Source organism: Pseudomonas reinekei (assembly GCF_001945365.1).
Taxonomy (GTDB): domain Bacteria; phylum Pseudomonadota; class Gammaproteobacteria; order Pseudomonadales; family Pseudomonadaceae; genus Aquipseudomonas; species Aquipseudomonas reinekei.
Genome location: NZ_MSTQ01000011.1, coordinates 101,743 through 123,823, shown reverse-complemented (window position 1 = coordinate 123,823; position 22,081 = coordinate 101,743). Strand labels below are relative to the sequence as shown.

Annotated in this window: 22 protein-coding genes; 16 read left to right on the top strand and 6 right to left on the bottom strand. The window is 61.1% G+C overall.

Features of this window, described 5'->3' with window-relative positions:
- Window positions 1–57 precede the first annotated feature (57 nt).
- The 6 genes from dusB to BVK86_RS18760 all read left to right on the top strand — a co-directional run bounded on the left by dusB (window position 58) and on the right by BVK86_RS18760 (window position 8,048).
- Window positions 58–1,068, top strand: coding sequence for a tRNA dihydrouridine synthase DusB (dusB, locus tag BVK86_RS18785; protein WP_075947824.1), 1,011 nt, complete (start codon window positions 58–60; stop codon window positions 1,066–1,068).
- Window positions 1,065–1,385 carry a DNA-binding transcriptional regulator Fis gene (gene fis / locus BVK86_RS18780; RefSeq protein WP_015093301.1) on the top strand — a complete coding sequence of 107 codons (321 nt, stop codon included), beginning with the start codon at window positions 1,065–1,067 and terminating at the stop codon, window positions 1,383–1,385. The genes dusB and fis overlap by 4 nt, the downstream gene beginning before the upstream one ends.
- 81 nt (window positions 1,386–1,466) lie before the next feature.
- Window positions 1,467–3,074: a bifunctional phosphoribosylaminoimidazolecarboxamide formyltransferase/IMP cyclohydrolase gene (gene purH, locus BVK86_RS18775; protein ID WP_075947823.1), complete on the top strand. Its 1,608-nt coding sequence runs from the start codon at window positions 1,467–1,469 to the stop codon at window positions 3,072–3,074.
- Between the two features lie 137 nt (window positions 3,075–3,211).
- Window positions 3,212–4,507 carry a phosphoribosylamine--glycine ligase gene (gene purD, locus BVK86_RS18770; protein ID WP_075947822.1) on the top strand — a complete coding sequence of 432 codons (1,296 nt, stop codon included), beginning with the start codon at window positions 3,212–3,214 and terminating at the stop codon, window positions 4,505–4,507.
- Window positions 4,508–4,606: 99 nt separating this feature from the next.
- A complete protein-coding gene (locus tag BVK86_RS18765; protein WP_075947821.1) occupies window positions 4,607–7,384 on the top strand; it encodes a hybrid sensor histidine kinase/response regulator in 2,778 nt (925 codons plus the stop codon).
- A gap of 67 nt (window positions 7,385–7,451) precedes the next feature.
- Entirely contained in the window at window positions 7,452–8,048 is a 597-nt protein-coding gene (locus BVK86_RS18760) for a MarC family protein (RefSeq protein ID WP_075947820.1), read from the top strand.
- Here the strand turns inward: BVK86_RS18760 and BVK86_RS18755 are convergent.
- On the bottom strand, window positions 8,017–8,775 hold the full coding sequence (locus BVK86_RS18755) for a hypothetical protein (RefSeq protein WP_075947819.1): 759 nt from the start codon (window positions 8,773–8,775) through the stop codon (window positions 8,017–8,019). The genes BVK86_RS18760 and BVK86_RS18755 overlap by 32 nt on opposite strands.
- On the opposite strand from BVK86_RS18755, the gene BVK86_RS29440 reads away from it, so the two are divergent.
- Window positions 8,751–9,272 carry a hypothetical protein gene (locus BVK86_RS29440; RefSeq protein WP_139315776.1) on the top strand — a complete coding sequence of 174 codons (522 nt, stop codon included), beginning with the start codon at window positions 8,751–8,753 and terminating at the stop codon, window positions 9,270–9,272. The two genes, BVK86_RS18755 and BVK86_RS29440, sit on opposite strands and share 25 nt — an antisense overlap.
- A gap of 31 nt (window positions 9,273–9,303) precedes the next feature.
- On the opposite strand, the gene BVK86_RS18740 is transcribed toward BVK86_RS29440, so the two are convergent.
- From BVK86_RS18740 to cobG, 5 genes are all read right to left on the bottom strand, one after another.
- The gene (locus BVK86_RS18740; protein WP_075947816.1) at window positions 9,304–9,504 is read right to left on the bottom strand and encodes a hypothetical protein; all 201 of its coding nucleotides are present in this window, start codon (window positions 9,502–9,504) and stop codon (window positions 9,304–9,306) included.
- A 283-nt stretch (window positions 9,505–9,787) separates the two neighbouring features.
- On the bottom strand, window positions 9,788–11,485 hold the full coding sequence (cobJ, locus tag BVK86_RS18735) for a precorrin-3B C(17)-methyltransferase (RefSeq protein WP_075947815.1): 1,698 nt from the start codon (window positions 11,483–11,485) through the stop codon (window positions 9,788–9,790).
- On the bottom strand, window positions 11,485–12,216 hold the full coding sequence (locus BVK86_RS18730) for a precorrin-2 C(20)-methyltransferase (RefSeq protein WP_075947891.1): 732 nt from the start codon (window positions 12,214–12,216) through the stop codon (window positions 11,485–11,487). The genes cobJ and BVK86_RS18730 overlap by 1 nt, the downstream gene beginning before the upstream one ends.
- Window positions 12,216–12,842, bottom strand: a complete 627-nt coding sequence (locus BVK86_RS18725) for a precorrin-8X methylmutase (RefSeq protein WP_075947814.1) — start codon at window positions 12,840–12,842, stop codon at window positions 12,216–12,218. The genes BVK86_RS18730 and BVK86_RS18725 overlap by 1 nt, the downstream gene beginning before the upstream one ends.
- On the bottom strand, window positions 12,835–14,157 hold the full coding sequence (cobG, locus tag BVK86_RS18720; protein WP_075947813.1) for a precorrin-3B synthase: 1,323 nt from the start codon (window positions 14,155–14,157) through the stop codon (window positions 12,835–12,837). The genes BVK86_RS18725 and cobG overlap by 8 nt, the downstream gene beginning before the upstream one ends.
- Before the next feature lie 296 nt (window positions 14,158–14,453).
- Here cobG and cbiE point away from each other — a divergent pair, with 296 nt between their 5' ends.
- The 9 genes from cbiE (at window position 14,454) to BVK86_RS18675 (ending at window position 21,982) form a co-directional block, all read left to right on the top strand.
- Window positions 14,454–15,665: a precorrin-6y C5,15-methyltransferase (decarboxylating) subunit CbiE gene (gene cbiE / locus BVK86_RS18715; RefSeq protein ID WP_075947812.1), complete on the top strand. Its 1,212-nt coding sequence runs from the start codon at window positions 14,454–14,456 to the stop codon at window positions 15,663–15,665.
- On the top strand, window positions 15,658–16,755 hold the full coding sequence (locus BVK86_RS18710) for a cobalt-precorrin-5B (C(1))-methyltransferase (protein WP_075947811.1): 1,098 nt from the start codon (window positions 15,658–15,660) through the stop codon (window positions 16,753–16,755). Before cbiE ends, BVK86_RS18710 begins: the two co-directional genes overlap by 8 nt.
- Window positions 16,752–17,480 carry a cobalt-precorrin-6A reductase gene (locus tag BVK86_RS18705; RefSeq protein WP_075947810.1) on the top strand — a complete coding sequence of 243 codons (729 nt, stop codon included), beginning with the start codon at window positions 16,752–16,754 and terminating at the stop codon, window positions 17,478–17,480. The genes BVK86_RS18710 and BVK86_RS18705 overlap by 4 nt, the downstream gene beginning before the upstream one ends.
- 192 nt (window positions 17,481–17,672) lie before the next feature.
- On the top strand, window positions 17,673–17,975 hold the full coding sequence (locus tag BVK86_RS18700; protein ID WP_075947809.1) for a type II toxin-antitoxin system RelE/ParE family toxin: 303 nt from the start codon (window positions 17,673–17,675) through the stop codon (window positions 17,973–17,975).
- 3 nt (window positions 17,976–17,978) lie between these two features.
- Window positions 17,979–18,269 (top strand): addiction module antidote protein, encoded by a 291-nt coding sequence (locus BVK86_RS18695; RefSeq protein ID WP_075947808.1) that lies wholly within the window; start codon window positions 17,979–17,981, stop codon window positions 18,267–18,269.
- Window positions 18,270–18,367: 98 nt separating this feature from the next.
- On the top strand, window positions 18,368–18,766 hold the full coding sequence (locus BVK86_RS18690) for a DUF2946 domain-containing protein (protein ID WP_075947807.1): 399 nt from the start codon (window positions 18,368–18,370) through the stop codon (window positions 18,764–18,766).
- A gap of 48 nt (window positions 18,767–18,814) precedes the next feature.
- Complete coding sequence (locus BVK86_RS18685; protein WP_075947806.1) at window positions 18,815–19,294, top strand: copper chaperone PCu(A)C; 480 nt, start codon at window positions 18,815–18,817, stop codon at window positions 19,292–19,294.
- A 21-nt stretch (window positions 19,295–19,315) separates the two neighbouring features.
- A complete protein-coding gene (locus BVK86_RS18680) occupies window positions 19,316–19,762 on the top strand; it encodes a DUF2946 domain-containing protein (protein ID WP_075947805.1) in 447 nt (148 codons plus the stop codon).
- A gap of 102 nt (window positions 19,763–19,864) precedes the next feature.
- The gene (locus BVK86_RS18675; protein ID WP_075947804.1) at window positions 19,865–21,982 is read left to right on the top strand and encodes a TonB-dependent copper receptor; all 2,118 of its coding nucleotides are present in this window, start codon (window positions 19,865–19,867) and stop codon (window positions 21,980–21,982) included.
- Window positions 21,983–22,081: the final 99 nt, after the last annotated feature.

Here is a 22,081-nt window from a genome sequence, read left to right as displayed (position 1 = left end):
TATCATGCCAACCCTTTTTCGAACTCTCATGATCCGGCCCCACAACAGGGAAGTCCTATGTCGGCGGTACGCATCGGTCCATACACATTACATAACGGCTTGATTCTCGCCCCGATGGCGGGGGTCACCGACCAACCCTTTCGTCAGCTGTGCAAACGATTGGGCGCGGGGCTCGTAGTCTCGGAAATGGTCACCAGCGACATGAGCCTGTGGAACACCCGCAAGTCGCGGATGCGCATGATCCACGAGGGTGATCCCGAGCCACGCTCGGTACAGATCGCCGGTGGGGATGCACAGATGCTGGCGGATGCGGCCCGGGCCAACGTCGAACTGGGCGCACAGATTATTGATATCAACATGGGCTGTCCGGCAAAGAAGGTCTGCAACAAGGCCGCCGGGTCTGCATTGTTGAAGGATGAGGCACTGGTCACCGAGATCCTGCAGGCCGTCGTCGCTGCGGTTGATGTGCCGGTGACCCTGAAGATCCGTACCGGCTGGGACCGGGACAACAAGAACGGCCTGACCGTGGCGAAGATCGCCGAACAGGCAGGCATTACGGCGCTGGCGGTGCATGGCCGCACCCGTGCCGATCTGTACACCGGTGAAGCCGAATACGACACCATTGCCGCGATCAAGCAGGCCGTGTCGATGCCGGTTTTCGCCAACGGCGATATCGATTCGCCGCAAAAGGCCCGATACGTGCTCGACGCGACCGGTGCCGATGGCCTGCTGATTGGCCGGGCTGCCCAGGGGCGGCCATGGATTTTTCGCGAGATCGACCATTTCCTGCGCACCGGCGAGAAGCTCCCGGCGCTGGAACTGATCGAAGTGGAACGCATTCTGCTAGAGCATCTGGCTGCGCTGCACGCCTTCTATGGAGACGTGATGGGCGTTCGCATTGCCCGAAAGCATGTGGGCTGGTATCTCGCAACCTTGCCGGGCGCCAGGGAGTTTCGCGCCCACTTCAATCGTTTGGAAGATACGGAAGCACAATGCGCCAACGTTCAGGGCTTCTTCGCTGAACGTTACAAGAGCCTGACAGGGGACGGAGAGGGGGTGGCCGCATGACGATGATGACCGAGACTTTAGTGAGTGGAACAACACCCGTGAGCGACAACGTGAATTTGAAACAGCACCTCAATACCCCGAGCGAAGAAGGTCAGACCCTTCGCGGGAGTGTCGAGAAGGCGCTGCACAATTATTTCGCCCACCTTGAGGGCGCTGCCGTCACGGATGTGTACAACCTGGTGCTCTCCGAAGTCGAGGCTCCCCTGCTCGAGTGCGTGATGAACTACGTCAAGGGCAACCAGACCAAGGCCAGCGAGATGCTCGGACTCAACCGGGGCACGCTGCGCAAGAAACTCAAGCAGTACGATTTGCTGTAAGCATTCAATCAAACCAGAAAGGCGCCCGCGTGAAACCGGTCGCCTTTTTTGCTGACTCCTTTGCTTTTGATGGAAATTGAAATGACCGACCAGACTACCCGCCTGCCGATCCGCCGCGCCTTGATCAGCGTTTCCGACAAGACCGGGATCCTTGAATTCGCCAAAGAGCTTGAAGCCCTGGGCGTCGAGATCCTCTCCACCGGCGGGACGTTCAAGCTGCTGCAGGACAACGGCGTTGCCGCTGTGGAAGTCGCTGATTACACCGGTTTTGCCGAAATGATGGACGGTCGGGTGAAAACCCTGCACCCGAAAATCCACGGCGGGATCCTCGGTCGTCGCGGTATCGACGACGCCATCATGAACGAGCACGGCATCAAGCCGATCGATCTGGTGGCGGTCAACCTGTACCCGTTCGAAGCCACCATCAACAAGCCAGGCTGCGACCTGCCGACCGCCATCGAGAACATCGACATCGGCGGCCCGACCATGGTCCGTTCTGCTGCCAAGAACCACAAAGACGTGGCCATCGTGGTCAATGCCGGCGACTACGCCAGCGTCCTCGAAAACCTCAAGGCCGGTGGCCTGACCTACGCTCAGCGTTTCGACCTGATGCTCAAGGCCTTCGAACACACCGCCGCCTACGACGGCATGATCGCCAACTACATGGGCACCGTGAACCAGGCTGCCGACACACTGAGCACCGAAGGCCGCAGCGAATTCCCGCGCACCTTCAACAGCCAGTTCATCAAGGCCCAGGAAATGCGCTACGGCGAGAACCCGCACCAGAGCGCGGCGTTCTACGTGGAAGCCAAGCCCGCCGAAGTCGGCATTGCCACCGCGACCCAGCTGCAAGGCAAGGAACTGTCGTACAACAACGTGGCCGACACCGACGCCGCGCTGGAATGCGTGAAGAGCTTCGTCAAACCGGCCTGTGTGATCGTCAAGCACGCCAACCCGTGCGGCGTGGCTGTCAGCCCTGATGCCAAAGGCGGCATCCGCAAGGCCTACGACCTGGCCTACGCTACCGACACCGAATCCGCGTTCGGCGGCATCATTGCCTTTAACCGTGAACTGGATGCCGAGACCGCCAAGGCGATCGTCGAGCGTCAGTTCGTCGAAGTGATCATTGCCCCAAGCGTCAGCGAAGAAGCCCGCGCCATCGTCGCCGCCAAAGCCAACGTACGCCTGCTGGCCTGCGGCGAGTGGTCGGCTGACCGCGCTGCGGCCTGGGACTACAAGCGCGTCAACGGTGGCCTGCTGGTACAGAGCCGCGACATCGGCATGATCGGTGCTGACGACCTGAAAGTCGTGACCAAGCGCGCACCGACCGAACAGGAAATCAACGACCTGATCTTCGCCTGGAAAGTCGCCAAGTACGTCAAGTCCAACGCCATCGTCTACGCCAAGAACCGTCAGACCATCGGTGTCGGCGCCGGCCAGATGAGCCGCGTGAACTCGGCGCGTATCGCTGCGATCAAGGCGGAACATGCTGGCCTGCAGGTAGCCGGTTCGGTAATGGCTTCCGACGCATTCTTCCCGTTCCGCGACGGTCTGGACAACGCCGCCAAGGCGGGCGTGACTGCCGTGATTCAACCGGGCGGTTCGATGCGTGATGCTGAGGTGATTGCTGCGGCCGACGAAGCCGGTATCGCGATGGTATTCACCGGCATGCGCCACTTCCGTCACTAATCAGACAACGGCCGCACTGAAGCCGGCATCTGCTGCGTTGGAGGCTACCTTGCATCTACCGACTTCATTGCGACCTCCTACAGCGTAAAGCGCTTTAGGTTCTAAAACAGAATTTGCGTCATCCGAGGTTTTTTGAAATGAATGTTTTGATCATTGGCAGCGGTGGCCGTGAACACGCCCTGGCCTGGAAAGTGGCTCAGGATCCGCGCGTGCAGAAGGTTTTCGTGGCCCCGGGCAATGCCGGTACGGCCATTGAAGCCAAGTGCGAGAACGTCGCCATCGACGTGCTGGCCCTTGAACAACTGGCGGACTTCGCCGAGAAAAACGTTTCCCTGACCATCGTCGGTCCGGAAGTGCCGCTGGTTGCCGGCGTCGTTGACCTGTTCCGCTCCCGTGGCCTGGATTGCTTCGGTCCGACCGCTGGCGCTGCGCAGCTGGAAGGTTCGAAGGCTTTCACCAAGGACTTCCTGGCGCGCCACAAAATCCCGACTGCCGACTACCAGAACTTCACCGAGATCGAGCCGGCCCTGGCTTACCTGCGTGAAAAAGGTGCACCGATCGTGATCAAGGCCGATGGCCTGGCCGCCGGTAAAGGCGTGATCGTTGCCATGACCCTGGCCGAAGCCGAAGACGCCGTACGCGACATGCTGGCCGGCAACGCTTTCGGTGACGCCGGTTCGCGCGTCGTGATCGAAGAGTTCCTCGACGGCGAAGAAGCCAGCTTCATCGTCATGGTCGACGGCAAGAACGTCCTGCCGATGGCCACCAGCCAGGACCACAAGCGCGTCGGCGACGGCGACACCGGCCCGAACACCGGCGGCATGGGTGCCTACTCCCCCGCCCCGGTGGTCACCGCCGACGTGCACAAGCGCGTCATGGACCTGGTTATCTGGCCAACCGTTCGTGGCATGGCCGCGGAAGGCAACGTCTACACTGGCTTCCTGTACGCCGGCCTGATGATCGACAAGGCTGGTAACCCAAAAGTGATCGAATTTAACTGCCGTTTCGGCGACCCTGAGACCCAGCCGGTCATGCTGCGTTTGCAGTCGAGCCTGGTTCTGCTGGTTGAAGCCGCTCTGGCACAGGCGCTGGACAAGGTCGAAGCACAATGGGATCCCCGTCCAAGCGTCGGTATCGTGCTGGCTGCGGGCGGCTATCCTGGTGATTACGCCAAAGGCGTGGCCATCAATGGCCTGGACGCAGCGGCTGCGCTGGAAGGCAAAGTCTTCCACGCCGGCACTGCGCTCAAGGACGGTCAGGTGGTAACCGCCGGTGGTCGGGTGCTTTGCGCCACGGCCATGGGCGCCAGCGTAGATGCTGCCCAGCAGCAGGCTTACAAGCTGGCGGCCAGGATTGATTGGGAAGGCTGTTTCTATCGCAAGGACATTGGCTACCGCGCCATTGCCCGCGAGCGTGGCGAAAATCAGGAATAAGCTATCCTTTGAGCCGGGCAAGGGCTTCGAGCCCTTGCCTGACTATTCCGGCGCCGCGCATAGTTATACTCTGGCATCAACCTACGAAGGGATTTCGCCGTGCGCTGGCTCAGGATTGCCATAGGTTTCACCGTCACTCTGCTGACCTTGCTCTGCATGCTCCCGGCCCAGGCCGCGCAAGGCAGTGGCTGGGCGGTATTGCTCGACGAACAGGGCGACCTGCAACTGAGCGACATTCGTTCCGCCCGCTACACCAATCAATTCAGCCCCATCGAACTCGACCGCCTCACCGCAGCCGAGCCCGACGGCGCACTCTGGATCCGTTTCCGTCTCGCGCCCGGCAAGCATGAACAGTTGCTTCGGGTGTTCGCCCCCGACCTGTCGCATCTCAACCTGTATGTGCTCGATGGCGACAACCTGATCGATCAATCGAGTACCGGCAACAAACAACCGCAGACCGATCGACCATTGCCCAGCAGCGACTTCATGTTGCCGTTGCCACAGAGCGACAAATCACTGGATGTGTACTTGCGACTGGTCTCCGAAAGCCAGCTGCGACCCTACATCACCCTGCAATCGGCGGCCATGACCGCCGCCAATCAGAACCAGACGCTGGTCTACGGACTGCTGCTGGGCTGCATCGCCATGCTGATCCTGCACAACCTCATCCGCTACGCCTACACCCGTTCGCGCAGCAGTCTGTGGCTGGCGGCCTGTGAAGCCCTGCTGATGCTCAGCCTGGTGCTGTTGTTGAACCTCGCCGGGCCATGGCTGCCGAGCTGGCAAGCCGTGCAAACGCCCGGCGCTTACCTCGCGTTGTTGCTCACCGCCCCCTGCGGCCTGATGCTCACCTATCGCTTTTTTGCCCCCCTCGGCCCACACCCGCTGAACAGGTTGCTGCTGGGCGAGATCCTGGTCATCACGATCTGCGGCCTGTTGCTGCTGTTCGTCAACACATTGCCGTTGAACATCATGACCTACGGCCTGGTCGCCCTTGCGGGCCTGACCATGCTGTTCGTCAGTGCCTTTCACTGGCAAAAAGGCTATCGACCTGCGCGGCTGTTCGTTGCGGCCATGGTGGCGTTCAACCTCGGTACGCTGATTATCCTGCCGGCCTTGCTGGGGCTGACACTGGTCGAGCCCCACGGTCTGATCACCACCCTGCTGGCGTTCATCTGCCTCAGCGGCCTGCTGATGAGCATTGCCCTGAGCGAGCGCCAACGCAGCATCACCGAAGACCGTTTCAGCATCAGTCGCGACCTGGCCGCCAGTAACGCCGAGATCAATGCCAAGGCCGAGTTCCTGGCGAAGATCAGCCATGAAATCCGCACCCCCATGAACGGCGTGCTGGGCATGACCGAGCTGTTGCTGGGCACGCCCTTGTCGGTCAAGCAACGCGACTACGTACAAACCATCCATAGCGCCGGCAACGAACTACTGACACTGATCAACGAAATTCTCGACATTTCCAAGCTCGAGTCCGGACAGATCGAACTGGATGATGTGCAATTCGACCTCAACGCCTTGATCGAAGACTGCCTGAGCATCTTCCGCGCCAAGGCTGAACAGCAGAACGTCGAGCTGATCAGTTTCATCCAGCCGCAAGTGCCGCGGGTCATCAGTGGAGATCCGACACGCCTGCGCCAGACTCTTTTGAGCCTGCTTGAAAACGCCTTGAAGAAAACCGACGAAGGCGAGGTCCTGATTGTCGTTGCCCTCGATGAGCGCAGCGCCAAACCGCGCCTGCGCATCGCCGTGCAGGACAGCGGCGAGCCGATGGATGCCGAAGAACGCGATGCGCTGATGCACGCCGAACTGCACAGCAAGCACTTCCTGTCGACCAACCGCCTCGGCGGCAACCTGGGGCTGGTGATCGCCCGTCAGCTGATTCGCTTGATGCAAGGCGAGTTCGGCATCAAGAGTGGCGCCCAGCAGGGCAGCACCCTGTGGCTGACATTGCCACTGGACCCGGACCGTCTCGAACACCCGACATCCGATCTCGACGGCCCGTTGCAAGGTGCGCGGGTGCTGGTGGTGGACGACAACGACACTTGCCGCAAAGTCCTGGTGCAGCAATGCAGCGCCTGGGGCCTGAACGTCAGCGCGGTTCCATCCGGCAAGGAAGCGCTGGCGCTGTTGCGCACCAAAGCGCACTTGCGTGACTACTTCGACGTGGTCCTGCTGGACCAGAACATGCCCGGCATGACCGGCATGCAGCTGGCCGCCAAGATCAAGGAAGATCCGAGCCTCAATCATGACATCCTGCTGATCATGCTCACCGGCATCAGCAACGCCCCCAGCAAGATCATCGCGCGCAACTCGGGGATCAAACGCATCCTCGCCAAACCGGTGGCCGGCTACACCCTCAAAACGACCCTGGCCGACGAACTGACCCAGCGCAACAAGGGGCTCGCCGTGGTGCCGCACTCACCATCCGGCGCTACCCTGCCGGTCAAGGTGCCAAGCGATTTCCGCATTCTCGTCGCCGAGGACAACAGCATCTCGACCAAGGTTATCCGCGGCATGCTGGGCAAGCTCAATCTGCAACCGGACACCGCCAGCAATGGTGAAGAAGCGCTAAAGGCGATGAAAGCCCAGCGCTATGACCTGGTGTTGATGGACTGCGAAATGCCGATCCTCGATGGTTTCTCGGCCACCCAGCAATTGCGTGCCTGGGAAGTCGGCAACCAGCGCACTCGCACTCCGGTGGTGGCGTTGACTGCGCATATCCTCGCCGAACACAAGGAGCGCGCGCGCCAGGCTGGCATGGACGGACACATGGCCAAACCGGTGGAGCTTTCGCAGTTGCGCGAACTCATCGAACACTGGGTGGCCCAACGTGACCTGCAAAATCGCAGCGCGACCTCAACGTCCTGAGAGCCGACAGACGCTGCGACGCCTGATAGACTTCCCCCTCGAATTCCCTCGCCAGTGAGCCCGCACCATGCTCCACGTGTTGTTCAGCGTTTACCTGAAGATGCTGGTGCTCTACAGCCCGTTCTTCGTATTGTCCTGCTTCATCAGCCTGACCCGTGGCTACTCACGCAAGGAACAACGGCGCCTGGCCTGGAAAGTGGCAGTCGCCACGCTGGTCTCCAGCGTGTTGCTGTACTTGTTTGGGCGGGTGATTTTCAGTGTCTTCGGCATCACCGTGGATGCATTTCGCATCGGCGCCGGCAGCGTATTGTTCATCTCGGCGCTGGGCATGGCCCAAGGCAAGTCGGCGGTACAGACCGACAACGTGCAGCAGGACGTGACCATCGTTCCGCTGACCATTCCGCTGACGGTAGGCCCCGGCACCATCGGTGCGTTGCTGGTGATGGGCGTGAGCCAGCCGCACTGGGACGACAAGCTCACCGCCATCGTCAGCATTGCCCTGGCCAGTTTCACCGTGGGCGTTGTGCTGTACCTGTCCAATCACATCGAGCGCATTCTCGGCGATCAGGGGTTGCAAATCGTCAGCCGATTGATGGGGTTGTTCGTGTGTGCATTGGCGGCGCAGATTATTTTCACCGGGGTGAAAGGTTATCTGGTGCCATGACGGCGTCACAGGCCAGGCTCGCCGGTGTCAAACCGATGCCGGGCTTGATCGGCATCATCTGGTGACCCTGCACAAAAGCAACGATTTGCGCCCTGCTTCGGGCGAATGCCCTCGCCGCCATCTCGAACGCGTGATGCTTCACCAGTACGGGTGAAGTGAAGCTGGACGGCACGAAGGCCTGCTGCAGAAACTGCCCATCCACGTATTGGGTCGTTTCAAACTCAAGATGGAACAGGTCGATGCAGGCTTGGCGTGCGCTCACTGCCAGAAGCCAATGCACCGTGAAACGTTGCGCTTCCTTTCCATTTCCCACCTTCACTACGCGCCGACTGAACGACCGCTCGCGAAAGCGCACCGCTGACGGCGAATCCGTCGACAGCCGCGCGAAGGCATCCAATGCTTCGAGCGCAAGCTCACACGGTTCCCGCAACCCCTCGCCGGTCAGCGCTTGCGCAAACACATTTTGCAGCGTCACCGTGGATGGCTGATCAAACACGGGGTTCAGGTCTTGCTCACGCCTGAGCGTCCACCCGCATCGCTCAAGGGCCTCGACAAACCTGCTGTGCCATTGCGGGAAGTCTCCGACGTCGGGAACATTGTTTGAAGCCATCACCTGAGCAGCCAGCAAAGAATACAAAGTGTCGCATTTCATCTGCTGGTCCAATGAAAGCGACAAGACACCGAGAAGTCCGGCATCGACAAATGATTCCTGACGAAAACTGTCCATGTTTCACCTTGCAACTCGCGTTCAAACAAGAGAACTTCCAGCGTGGAAGTTCTCAAGAATATTTACAGCGGTGTTTTAAAGTAGTCGAGCCGGGCTTTATCAACTGCCGCCTGAACAACATCCTTTACAACATTGTAAGCACGTCGATTCAATACGCGTCGGATAGCAGCATTGTTAATCCTGACTTCCTCACCTCGGTATTTGAAGAACAAAACCTTTGTAATGAGCTCCTTGGCTTCCATTTGTATGGCACAGGCAATCATGGTTGCCCGCCCACCCAACAACAGGCATGGACTGGCCTGGAAGTTGCCGGACTTATTTTTTTACTTTTCAGTTCTATCAATTTTAGAGCGCCGTCGTTCTTTTCCAGCGAATTGAAGGCTGCGGAGATCAGCGGCAAGACCTTCAGTTTGTCGGCACCGGCAGCCAGGGCGATGATCTGCAATGCAGCCTCATCCAGCGTGAAGTTCAGCTCCCTGCTGATGTACTCCTTGTAAGGGTCGCTCAGGGTCGGCCAGCCACACATGGTCAGTGCCTTGCTGTATTCGCCATACCATTCGCGGCGCTGGGTTTCGCGATGAAAGAGTTTGTCCGCACGTATTTCCGATAAAGAATGGTGTCGTCGAAGGCTTCACGATCCTCATACGACAGTTCCTCATCATAGGCAGTGACAGTTGTCACCAGCACCGCAGCCGACTCACTGCCCCTTTGATCCGAGGCCAGACTCATTCGTGCCACCGCGCCATCGGCTGAAACATCTCAGCCGACCGGAAATATTCCCGCTGAGCGGCATAATCGAACGACTCGTCCATAACTTCACTCGCATTCATATATTGACATCCTTGTCATTGAATTAAACCTGCTTCCTGCAGGCAAACCAAACTTAGCAACGGGAACAAAGTCGGTCAAACCAGAAAAAACCACAAGATATTGAAAGACTAACAAGCCGCACTTTAACCAAAATAAACCAAACAAACTAAAAGGCCGGCATTGCGCCGGCCTTTTATCCAACTTACGGTTTATTACCGTACCAGCGAGGCGTATAAACCCAAGTTCCGCCATCTGCTCGAGCAAACACACAAGTCGTCGACGAGCCAACCAGCACCATGGTTCGCATATCAACCTGATCCGGGGTGAGCTGCCCCAGCGTCGTCACCTGCAGTGTCTGCCCCGGACGACCGATATCGCGCCCCAGCACCACAGGTGTTTCAGGCACGCGGTGCCGGGCGACGATGTCCAGGGCTTGCCCCAGTTGCCACGGCCGTGAACGGGAGATCGGGTTGTAGAACGCCAGGGCCAAGTCTGCCTGAGCGGCCAGGTCCAGCCGTTTCTCGATGATCGACCACGGCTTGAGGTTGTCCGACAGCGACAGCACACAAAAGTCATGACCCAAGGGGGCGCCGGCCTGGGCCGCGGTTGCCAGCGAGGCCGATACGCCCGGCAGGATCTCGAGCTCGACGTTGTGCCAATGAGCATCGGTGGATTCATGAAGCGCTTCGAGCACCGCGGCAGCCATGGCGAACACACCCGGGTCACCAGACGACACCACCACAACCGATCGCCCTTGGGCCGCCAGTTCGAACGCATGCCGTGCTCGCTGCATTTCCTCACGGTTGTCAGTGCAATGCAGCACCTGATCTGCACGGAAGGGCCCGGCCATGCGTACATAGGTTTCGTAACCCAGCACATCATTGGCACGGGCGAGCTCAGCCTTCACTGCCGGTACCATCAACTCGGCTGCACCCGGCCCCAGACCAATCACCGCCAGGCGACCGCGCGCACGGCCGATGTGCATCGGGTCCAATGGCTGCTCAGCCAGCGCAACGGCAACGGCATCATCACCCACGACGCAAACGCCCGATCCGATAGCCTGGCGCGCCAGTTCGCAGGCACCGCCGACAACAGCGGCAAAACGCAACGGCACACCCAGTTCGCGTGCCGCCTCACGCAGCGCCTGGCTGGCCATGGCGCTGTCGGGAGCCAGCAGGCACGCCAGCGACTGCACAGCGATTTTGGCCCGATGCAGCGCCTCGCGCACCACGTTCGGCACATCGGCAACCTCGTCACTGACCGCCACCAGCACATTGCGTGGATAGATCAGCAATTCGTTGGCCACAGGGCTGCGTTCGGCATGGCTGACATGCACCGCCAGCCGCGCCTGGGCATCCTCAGGCAGTTGCGCTTGCGCCAGCCAGGGCGCCGAACCTTCGATGCGCACCGTTTCGCCGGCGAGCAGATCGGAAACGAAACGCTTGCCCAGTTCCAGATCGCCCAAGGTATAGCCGCTGGGCGGGTTGAGCAGGCAAGTGCCGAAACGCAATTCACCACTGGTGGTGATAGCCGGCGCGACGTCGAGATGCGCGGCGATCTCTCGCGCCATCACGTTTACGCCGCCCAGGCCACCGAGCAACGGCACCACCGCGCTACCGTCCTCGGCCACGGCCAGCACCGGCGGCTCGGCGCCCTTCTCCAGCAGCAACGGCGCCAGTGTGCGGATCACGATGCCGGCCGCGCACAACGCGATGATCGGCGTGCCCTGTTGATACAGCTCGCGCAGGGTCGCGCCGAAGTCGTGATAGATACGGTCCGCGCCATCGACCCGTTCGGCCAGCCCATGGATCAGGGCGCCGGGGTAAACCTGTTGCAGCCGCCGCGCGGTGGTGAGGCTGCCATTGCCAAGAATGACAATCGCCGGATCGGATCGGGTCATCAGCCTTGCCACCTTTCGCCGGGAACGATGATCAGCGAGAAATACGGCGAAGACATCGGCTCCACCTGATCCAGCGGCACGATCTTCTGATTGGCCATGGTCGCGCGCTCGACGTACAACGCCCGTTCGGCCAGGCCGAGTTCTTCCAGCACCTGACGAACCTTGGGAAAGTTGCGCCCCAGTTTCATGATCACTGCGGCGTCGGCGTCGGCCAGACGACGTTTGAGCTCGTCGTGGGGCAGCACGCCGGACAACACCGACAGGCTCTGATTGCGATACACCAGCGGCGCACCCAGTACCGAGGCGCCGCCGAGCATCGAGCACACACCTGGGACGACTTCGGCTTGATAGCGCTCGGCGAGCCGGTCGTGCAGGTACATGTAGGAGCCGTAGAAGAACGGATCGCCTTCGCAGATCACCGCCACGTCGCGACCGGCATCGAGATGCGTCGCCAGTTCGGTGGCGGCGTCATCGTAAAAGTCGCTGATCACTTGTTCATAGGACAGCGGCGCCGGCAATGCCTCGGTGGTCACCGGGTAAACCAGTGGCAACAGGTTCTGCGCTGCTTGCAGATGCGCCTCAATGATGCCGAATGCATTGCCCTTTTTGCCCTTGGCGACGAAGTACGCCACCACCGGCGATTCGCGCAGCAGGCGCAAGGCCTTTACGGTGATCAGTTCTGGGTCACCGGGACCCACGCCAAGGCCGATCAAACGTCCAGGTTTGTGCATCATTCGATCTCCGTGGCGAGGGCATTGACGGCCGCAGCGGCCATGGCGCTTCCGCCCAGGCGACCTTGCATGATGACGAAAGGCACGCCACGGCTGTCCGCTGCCAACGCTGCCTTGGATTCGGCGGCACCGACGAAACCTACCGGGAAGCCGAGGATCAGCGCCGGTTTCGGTGCGCCGGCGTCGAGCATTTCCAGCAAGTAAAACAGTGCGGTCGGTGCATTGCCGATGACCACCACGCTGCCTTCCAGATGCGGGCGCCACAACTCCAGCGCGGCGGCTGAACGGGTGTTGCCCAATTCACGAGCCCGTTGCGGAACGCTCTCGTCGCGCAAGGTGCAGATCACCTGATTGTTCGCCGGCAGGCGCGCCCGGGTAATGCCTTCGGACACCATCCGCGCATCACACAGGATCGGCGCGCCAGCAGCCAGCGCATCGCGCCCGGCCTTGCCCGCGCCTTCGGAAAACTGCAGACCGTCGATGGCCTCGACCATGCCGCAGGCGTGAATCACCCGAACTGCGAGTTTTTCCAGATCGGCCGGGATTCGCGCCAGGTTGGCTTCGGCGCGGATGATCGCGAAGGAGTTGCGATAGATCTCCTGACCGTCGCGGATGTAATCAAGCATCAAGGGGGCTCCGTGAGCGGGCGTCGAGCAGGGCCGCGACCGCTTCAATAGTAAGGTTGCGTGCGTGCAGCGCGCCGAAACCGGGCTGCGCTGCATCGCGAAAATAGAGATCGTAGTGGCCGGGGGTGACGGCCAGCAATGTGACTGGCGCCGTGTGCGCGGCGGCACAGGAACGCGGGCAACCGCTCAAGTGCACATTCAGCACATGCCCGTGACGTTGCAGCAAAGCGGCCAGTTGCAAGGCATCGCCTTTGGTCTCGGCCAGGCCTTTGCCACAGCCGTTGGAACCGGTACAGGCAATCAACCGGGTCAACGTATGCCCGGCGTCACACAACAGGCCCAACTGTCCAAGGCGCGCGGTGACTTCAGCGGCGTGCTCGCTACGAACGTTGGGCAACAGCAGATTCTGCCACGGGGTAAACCGCAGGCTGCCGTCGCCGAACTCATCGGCCAGTTGTGCCGCGCCTCGCAGCATCGTCGGGTCAAGCCGTCCCAGTGGCGGTACGGCACCCACGTAGACCAGGTCAACCTGAGCCTGGGGGTGTGCGCCGATGTGCAGCACGCTCGAATCGGCGGTTCGCCGCCAATCGGTCATGACCTGGAGGGAGACGCGTCCAGCCAGTCGCGTCAGGAAATCTGCGAGCGAATATTCGCAGAGCAAATGACGCATCCGGGTTTGTTCGGGACGTGCCAGCTCAAGGAACAACTCAAGCACCGCGACCACCAGGCGGTGACCATCGTCGAGCGACACCGAACCTTGAGCCGTGTCCAGCGGGCAACCCGCCAAACCGAAGGCCAGACGCACCTCGCCGTCACCTGCATACGCCGAGAGCCACAGGTCGTGCGGATGTTCGAGCATCGCCAACGCCTCGCCGCCATCGAGCTGGACGGCGAACTTGGCGCTGAGGTCGTGGAACGGCGGGTGATTTTGCAGCGAGGCGAGAATCTGCTCAGCCAAGGGACGGGTATCGAGCAGCATCTTGCGATCGATCCCGGCCCCCGGACTGAGCATCAGGTTGCGCACATCATCGCCTGCCGCGTTTTGCGGCCCAAGCTCTGCGTCCAGCAAGCGCTCGATCAATGCCGCTGGCTCACGGCCGATGCCGCGGACTTGCAGATTGGCGCGATTGGTCGCCTCGATCGCGCCGCTGGCGAAGCGCTCGGCGACATCCGCCACAGCATTGGCCTGGGCACTGCTGATCGAACCGCCACTGAGCTTGATCCGGCAGATCCCGCCATCCAGTGCCGGGACGATACGCAGCAACCCCGGACAGGCCGAGGGGCGTAAGGCGGTGGATACTGGGCGTTCGTTCAAGGGGATGACCCGTTCAGGTGGCGAGGCACTTCGCGGGCGAAGCGGGCGGTATTATGCCTGCTTTGCAACGGCGGATGAAAAGCTTGTCGGACGACGGGAAGGTCAACGCCTGCAGAAGCCCGACACGCTCGAACGGACGCCCCGCGCCTCACAGGCGCACAGGGGTGGGCTGACCGAGCGGCAATACGTAACGGTTGCGGCGCGAGCTGCGTGGTATGCGTAAAAAACCGCAGCGGCGCGGTATCATTGCGCCCAGTCCCGAACCCGGTCATGGGGCAATTTATCAAGGAGCAGGCATGTCGCCCTGGCTGACAGTAGTAGGCATCGGTGAAGACGGTTTCAAAGGTCTGGGCAAGAACGCCCGGCATGCGCTGCTGCGTGCCTCACGGATCTTCGGCGGCCAACGGCACCTGGATTTGTTGCCGCCGTGCATTCGCGGCGAACGTGATTGCTGGCCGAGCCCGTTCTCTATCCAGCCGGTACTGGCCCTGCGCGGCGAGCCTGTCTGTGTGCTGGCCAGCGGTGACCCACTGTTCTTCGGCGTGGGTGCCAGCCTCGCCCGGCACTTGCCCGGCGAAGAAATGCTGACGCTGCCCGCGCCCTCTTCTTGCTCGCTGGCCGCCGCCAGAATGGGCTGGCCATTGCAGGAAGTGGTCACGCTGTCGGTAGTTGCCCGCCCCGTCGCCGCACTCAGCGCGCAATTATTCAGCGGCGTGCGCCTGCTGGTATTGAGCAACGATGGAAACAGCCCCGCCGCCATCGCCGCGCTGCTGCGTGAGCGCGGTTTCGGGCCGAGCCGTCTGACTGTTCTGGAACACTTGGGCGGTGAAGCCGAGCGGCGTATCGAAGGCATCGCCAGCGACTGGACCGACCCGGCCATCGCCGATTTGAACCTGATCGCCATCGACTGCATCGCCGAACCGACCACGCCACGCCTGTCACGACTGGCTGGCCTGCCAGATTCGGCATTCAAGCACGATGGTCAGATCACCAAGCGTGACGTCCGGGCGATCACCCTCGCACGCCTGGCCCCGACGCCCGGCGAATTGCTGTGGGATGTCGGCGCCGGCAGCGGCTCGATCAGCATCGAATGGATGCGTGCCCACCCCAGCTGCCGGGCACTGGCCATTGAAGCCGATGAGGGGCGCCAGGCATTGATCGAGTACAACCGCGACGCCCTCGGCGTGCCCGGCCTGCAACTGATCCGTGGCCGTGCGCCGCAAGCACTTGAAGGCCTCGAGCGCCCGGACGCGATTTTCATCGGTGGCGGCGTCACTCGCGAAGGCGTGCTGGACGCCTGCTGGGCCGCCCTCGAACCCGGTGGCCGGCTGATCGCCAATGCGGTCACACTGCAAAGTGAAATGACCCTGATGGCATGGCGTGAACAGCGCGGCGGGGAACTGACGCGCATCCACATCGCCCAGGCGCAACCGCTGGGTGAATTCGACACTTGGCGCCAGGCCTTGCCGATTACGTTACTGGACACGACGAAACCTCTCGATGCGTGACGAAACGGCCGAACAACCCGCCCCGCTGCGCAGTGGCCTGACCACGGGCAGCTGCGCCACGGCGACCAGCCTCGCGGCGGCCCGCCTGTTGCTCACCGGCACGGCGGCGGACGCGGTGGAAATTATCTTGCCCAAAGGCAAGCAGGTGCAGATGCGTCTTGAGTTCTGTCGACTGGCGGACGACGGTGCGGAGGCTGGCACGATCAAGGATGCCGGAGACGATCCCGACGTCACCCACGGGGCCCTGCTCTACTCCCGGGTGCGACTGCTCAGTGAGCCCGGCGTGCGCTTCAATGCCGGACGCGGCGTCGGCACCGTCACCCGCCCCGGGCTGGTGCTGGGCGTCGGCGAACCGGCGATCAACCCGGTGCCGCGCAAAATGATCGGCGATCACCTGACCCAACTCGCGGCAGAGCGCGGCTACAGCGGCGGTTTCGAGGTGACAGTCAATGTCGAAAACGGTGAAGCACTGGCCTTGAAAACCATGAACCCGCGCCTGGGAATTCTGGGTGGCCTGTCGATCCTCGGTACCAGCGGCATCGTCCGGCCGTTTTCCTGCGCGGCCTACATTGCCTCGATCCACCAAGGTATCGATGTCGCGAAAACCAACGGTTACCAGCACATCGCCGCATGCACCGGCAACGCCAGCGAAGACACCATGCGCCGGGTCTACAACCTGCCGGAAATTGCCCTGATCGAGATGGGCGACTTCATCGGTGCCGTGCTCAAGCATCTGCGCAAGGTGCCTGTGGATAAACTCAGCATCTGTGGCGGCTTCGGCAAGATCAGCAAACTGGCCGCCGGGCACATGGACTTGCACAGCCGGCATTCGAGCATCGACCTGCCGCAACTGGCCGAATGGGCCGCAGCGGTAGGTGCCGATGCCGCGTTGCAGCAGGGCATCCGCGAGGCCAACACCAGCCAGCAGGCATTGGTCATGGCCAGCGCCGCCGGCATCGCCCTCGGCGACGCGGTGTGCCAGCACGCCTTGGCGTTTGCCCGCAGCGTAGTCCCGGCGCAGGTTCAGGTCGAGGTGTTTGCCATCGACCGCCAGGGTGGGATCGTCGGACATGCGGGGGCTTTTCAATGAAACGAATTCTGTTGCTCGGCGGCGTCACCGAGGCGCTGGCCCTCGCCCGCACGCTGGGGCCAGAGCACATCTACAGCCTGGCCGGGGTCGGCCGCGTGCCGACGGATCTGCAATGCCAGGTTCGCGTCGGCGGTTACGGCGGTGCCGAGGGTCTGGCGCGATTCATTCGCGATGAGCGCATCGGCCTGCTGCTGGACGCCACTCACCCGTACGCCGCGCAAATCAGCCAGAACGCCGCGACTGCAGCGCGGTTGAGTGGTATTCCCTGCTGGGCGCTGCGACGTCCGGCATGGCAAGCGCAGGCTGGCGATGACTGGCGCGAAGTCAGCGACTGGGCCGAACTGATCGAAGCCTTGAAACCCTTCCGCCACCCGCTGTTCACCCTCGGCCGCGAGCCGTTGCACCACCTGGACGAAATTCCCCCTGAACAATTCTGGACCCTGCGCGCACTCGACGTTTACCCCGGCAACGCACGCTGCGAAGTGATCGGCGCACGAGGGCCGTTCCTGATCGACGATGAACGAGCGTTGTTTGAACGTCGGCAGATCGACGTGCTGATCAGCAAGAACAGCGGCAGCACCGCGACAGAGCCGAAGCTGGAAGTGGCGCGCGAGCGTGGGGTGCCGGTGATTGTTTTGAAGCGGCCGGTGTTGCCGGGGGTTGAGCGGGAGTTTGAATCGGTCCGACAATTACTGGAAAACCTATCCCTGTCGGACCTTTCCTAAGGACTGCAGAAACCTACGAATTTGCTGGCAATATTCCAGGAAAATGCTGGCTGTTCCTCTCTATATCTCAAGCCCATATTCAAGTTCCTTTAATCCGAGCAAGTACAAGTCCGACATTCACAGTGGGTGGCCAGCCTCATCCAGAGAAAAGCGGCGCTTGTCAGTTTGTATCCCGAGGAATACGATTCAGACATGATCGACTTCAAACGATCCCAAATATTTGCCGATTGGCTCGACTCACTGAGGGACACCCCTGGCAAGGCTCGCATCATTGCCAGACTCCGCGCTGCCGAACATGGAAACTTTGGTGACTGTGACTCCATTGGTGCAACGGTCTATGAAATGCGCGTTCATCATGGTCCCGGCTATCGGATCTATTTCACCCGCAAAGGCGAAAGGGTTTATCTGCTGCTGGTAGGCGGAGACAAGTCGACTCAAAAAAGAGATATCAAACGTGCCATTCAAATGGCACAAAAAATCGGTAATGAGGAGTAGATCATGGCCGAACAATTCACCCGTTTTGATGCCGCCGAGTTTCTCAAGACTCCGGAAGAAATGGCGGCTTACCTGGATGCCTGTTTTGAAGAAGATGCCGGTGACGGCGTCCTGATTCGAGCGGCTCTCAACGACATCGCCAGAGCAAAGGGCATGACACAAATTGCCCGTGATGCCGGCTTGGGACGTGAGAGTCTATATAAAGCTCTGAGCAGCACTGGCAATCCGGAATTCGCGACTATCATGAAGGTTATGAAGGCGCTCGGTCTGCGTTTGCATGCCACTGTTGTCTGATGAGATGCGACACCACACCGCACGCACTCTTTTTACTTATCGGCCCTGATCAGGCTAAATAGCTCGCGCCTGATCGCCCACCCACCGGATTTTGTCCCATGTCCCGACAACGGCTCGCAATTGCCTGGATCGCCTGCCTCGCAGTGCTGTTCAACATGCTCGCCATGCCGATGACCGGTGCGATGGCGCAGGCGGCAAAATCGCCGGCCGAACAATTGTTGTGGGGCAGCTTCTGCTCGTCCAGCGGCACCAAATTGGTGGCGATTACCTTGGGCGACATCGAACAGAAAGCTCCGCAAAACGACGATCATTCCAACATGCAGCACTGCTGGTGCTGCTCAGGTTCCGCCCCGTTGGTGGCGTTGCCCGGCCATGAGCCGCAACTGTATTTTGCGCAGTTCGAGTCCAATCGAAGCCTGCGACCTTCGGCACTCAGCATGCCGACACCGCGCCAGCAATGGCCAAGCCTCAATCCCCGAGCCTCCCCTCTGGTGTGATTCCTTCTCGCAATTGACCTGCGTTTTGAATCGCTCTGGAGAACTGCCATGTTGAACAAAATCATCGTTCTGGCCGCGTTGCTGCTGCCTGCCTGCTTTGCCAATGCCCACGAATACAAAGTCGGCGCACTGGAAATCGCTCACCCGTGGTCGCAGGAACTGCCGCCCAACGCCCCTACTGTTGCCGCCTATTTCGTCATTCACAACGCGGGCAAAACCGCCGACCGCTTGCTCAGCGTCGACTCACCGATCTCTGGTGAAGCGCAGCTGCACGAGCATGTGATGCAAAACGACCTGATGAAAATGCAGCCGGTTCCCGGTGTGGATATCCCTGCCGGTGGCAATGTCATGTTTGCACCGATGGCCTACCACGTGATGCTGCTGAACTTGAAAGACCGTAGCCTGCTCGTCGACGGCAAGCGCTTCCCGATGACCCTGCATTTCGAGAAGTCCGGTGACGTGACGGTCGAAGTGGCGGTCCAGAAGCAGCCGCCCGAAGGCACGCAACAGCACGCTCACGCTCAGTAACCCACTGAGCCGAATCCGTCCATGCGCCCGCCAAGCGCCAGGTCATCCGCACACCGTCGTCAGATATCAAGTTTGACGCGCGGCAGCTGGATCAGCCTGTTTGCGATGCTGATGATCTTTATCGGTCCACTGATTTCTCAGTCGATGCCGATGGGTCAGAGCACCTCAATGTCGATGAGCATGTCAATGGACATGAGCATGGACATGTCGGCGATGGACCACGCCGACCACGGTGCACAACCGTCCGCCGAACATTGCCCGCCAGCGTCCGGTCACCATGCGATCTGGGAAAAATGCGGCTATTGCAGCCTGCTGTTCAATTGCCCGGCATTGACCGGCGGCGGATCCTTCGTCGCCTTCAATATCCCGCCCGTCAACACGTACGCCATACCCGCCCCGCGCCTGGGCCATGCCCGGCAAACCTTCTTCCCCGGCGCCCGCACCCGCGCCCCGCCCATCGTCACGTAAATAGCCACCGCTGATTTCACGCGGCTCGCGAGACAACCCGCTCCCACAGGGATTGCACCGGTTGTCCGCCGTGTCGTTTACGACTGTTCGATGGAAATTGTCATGTCCAGGTTTTCTGCTGACACACGCTTGAGCCCTGCCCAAGCCTCTTTTACCCAAAACGAATCCAGCATTCGTTACCGGCACGCCACCGCCATTCTGTGCGGGGCATTGCTGACACCTCCGGTGCTGGCCGATGGACACACCGGTCACCCTGAAGAACTGAGCCCGACGGTCATCACCGCCATTGCTCCCAGTTCGCCGCTGACCATCGTCACCAATCCGAAAGACCCGCGCCAGCCGGTGCCGGCCAGCGATGGCTCGGACTATCTGAAAACCATCCCGGGTTTTGCCCAGGTGCGAAATGGCGGCACCAACGGCGATCCAGTGCTGCGCGGCATGTTCGGTTCGCGCCTGAACATCCTCACCAACGGCGGCATGATGCTCGGCGCTTGTCCCGGCCGGATGGACGCACCCACCTCGTACATCTCGCCGCAGACTTACGACAAACTGACCGTCATCAAAGGCCCGCAGACCGTACTCTGGGGCCCGGGCGCCTCGGCTGGGACCATCCTCTTCGACCGCGAGCCAGAAAGCTTCGGCGAACTCGGCACACGGGTTAACGCCAGCGTGCTGGCCGGTTCCAATGGCCGCTTCGACAAAGTGGTGGACGCCGCCGCAGGCGGGCCACTGGGTTATGTGCGGGTGATCGGCAACACCGCCCAGGCCGACGATTACAAGGACGGCAACAACGACACCGTCGCCTCGCGCTATGACAAATGGAACGGCGACGTCGCACTGGGCTGGACCCCGGACGCCGATACCCTGCTGGAGCTGACCGCCGGCAAGGGCGACGGCGAGGCACGGTACGCCGGTCGCGGCATGGACGGCTCGCAATTCAAGCGCGAAAGCCTGGGCCTGCGCTTCGAGAAATCCAACATCAGCGATGTGCTGGAAAAACTCGAGGCGCAGGTCTACTACAACTACGCCGACCATGTGATGGACAACTACACCCTGCGCACGCCGTCCGGCATCGGGATGATGGCCGGGCCTATGGCGTCCAGCGTCGACCGCCGTACCCTCGGCGCGCGAATCAAGGGCACCTGGCGCTGGGCCGATGTGCAGTTGATCAGCGGCATCGATGCGCAGACCAACGAACACCGTCAGCGCAGTGCCATGGGCGTCGATACCTACAAGGACCTGCCCTACACCAAAGATGCCGACTTCCATAACTACGGGGTGTTCGGCGAACTGACCTGGTACGCCGCCGAGCGTGATCGCTTGATCAGCGGTGCACGCCTGGACCGCGCTTCAGCCAAGGATTTTCGCCAGACCACCGGCTCGGGAATGATGACCCGCCCGAACCCGACGGCCGATGACACCCGCGCTGACACGCTGCCCAGCGGCTTCATCCGCTACGAACACGACCTGGCCGAGAGCCCGACCACGTTATACGCGGGCGTCGGGCACACCCAGCGGTTCCCGGATTACTGGGAGCTGTTTTCGCCCAACTCCGGCCCTGTCGGATCGGTGAATGCCTTCGACTCGATCAAACCGGAAAAAACCACCCAGCTCGACTTCGGCTTGCAATACAAGACCGAAGACCTGGAAGCCTGGGCCTCGGGCTACGTCGGCCAGGTCCGCGACTACATCCTGTTCAACTACACGCCTGGCATGATGGGCATGACCTCGCAAGCCGAGAACATCGACGCGCGAGTCATGGGTGGCGAACTGGGCGCCGCCTACAACTTTACCGACCACTGGAAAGCCGATGCGACCCTGGCCTACGCCTGGGGCAAGAACAGCAGCGATGGCAGTGCATTGCCGCAAATGCCACCGCTGGATGCACGTTTCGGCCTGACCTACAGCGAAGATAACTGGAGCGCCGGCGCACTGTGGAGAGTGGTCGCCGCGCAAAACCGTATCGACCAGAACAAGGGCAACGTGGTCGGCAAGGACTTCGACAAGACGCCGGGCTTCGGCGTGTTCTCCCTCAACGGCGCCTATCGGATCAACCAGCACTGGAAGGTCAGCAGCGGCGTCGACAACTTGTTCGGCAAGGCTTACGCCGAACACTTGAACCTGGCCGGCAACGCCGGTTTCGGCTACCCGGCCAATGACCCGCAAGCCATCAAGGAACCGGGGCGCACGCTCTGGACCAAGGTGGACATGAGTTTCTAAAAGCTTCGCGAGCAGGCTCGCTCCCCTGCAGGAGCGAGCCTGCTCGCGATCGGTTGCACAGCAACCGCAAAACAGACAACTAAAAGATCCAGCCAATGC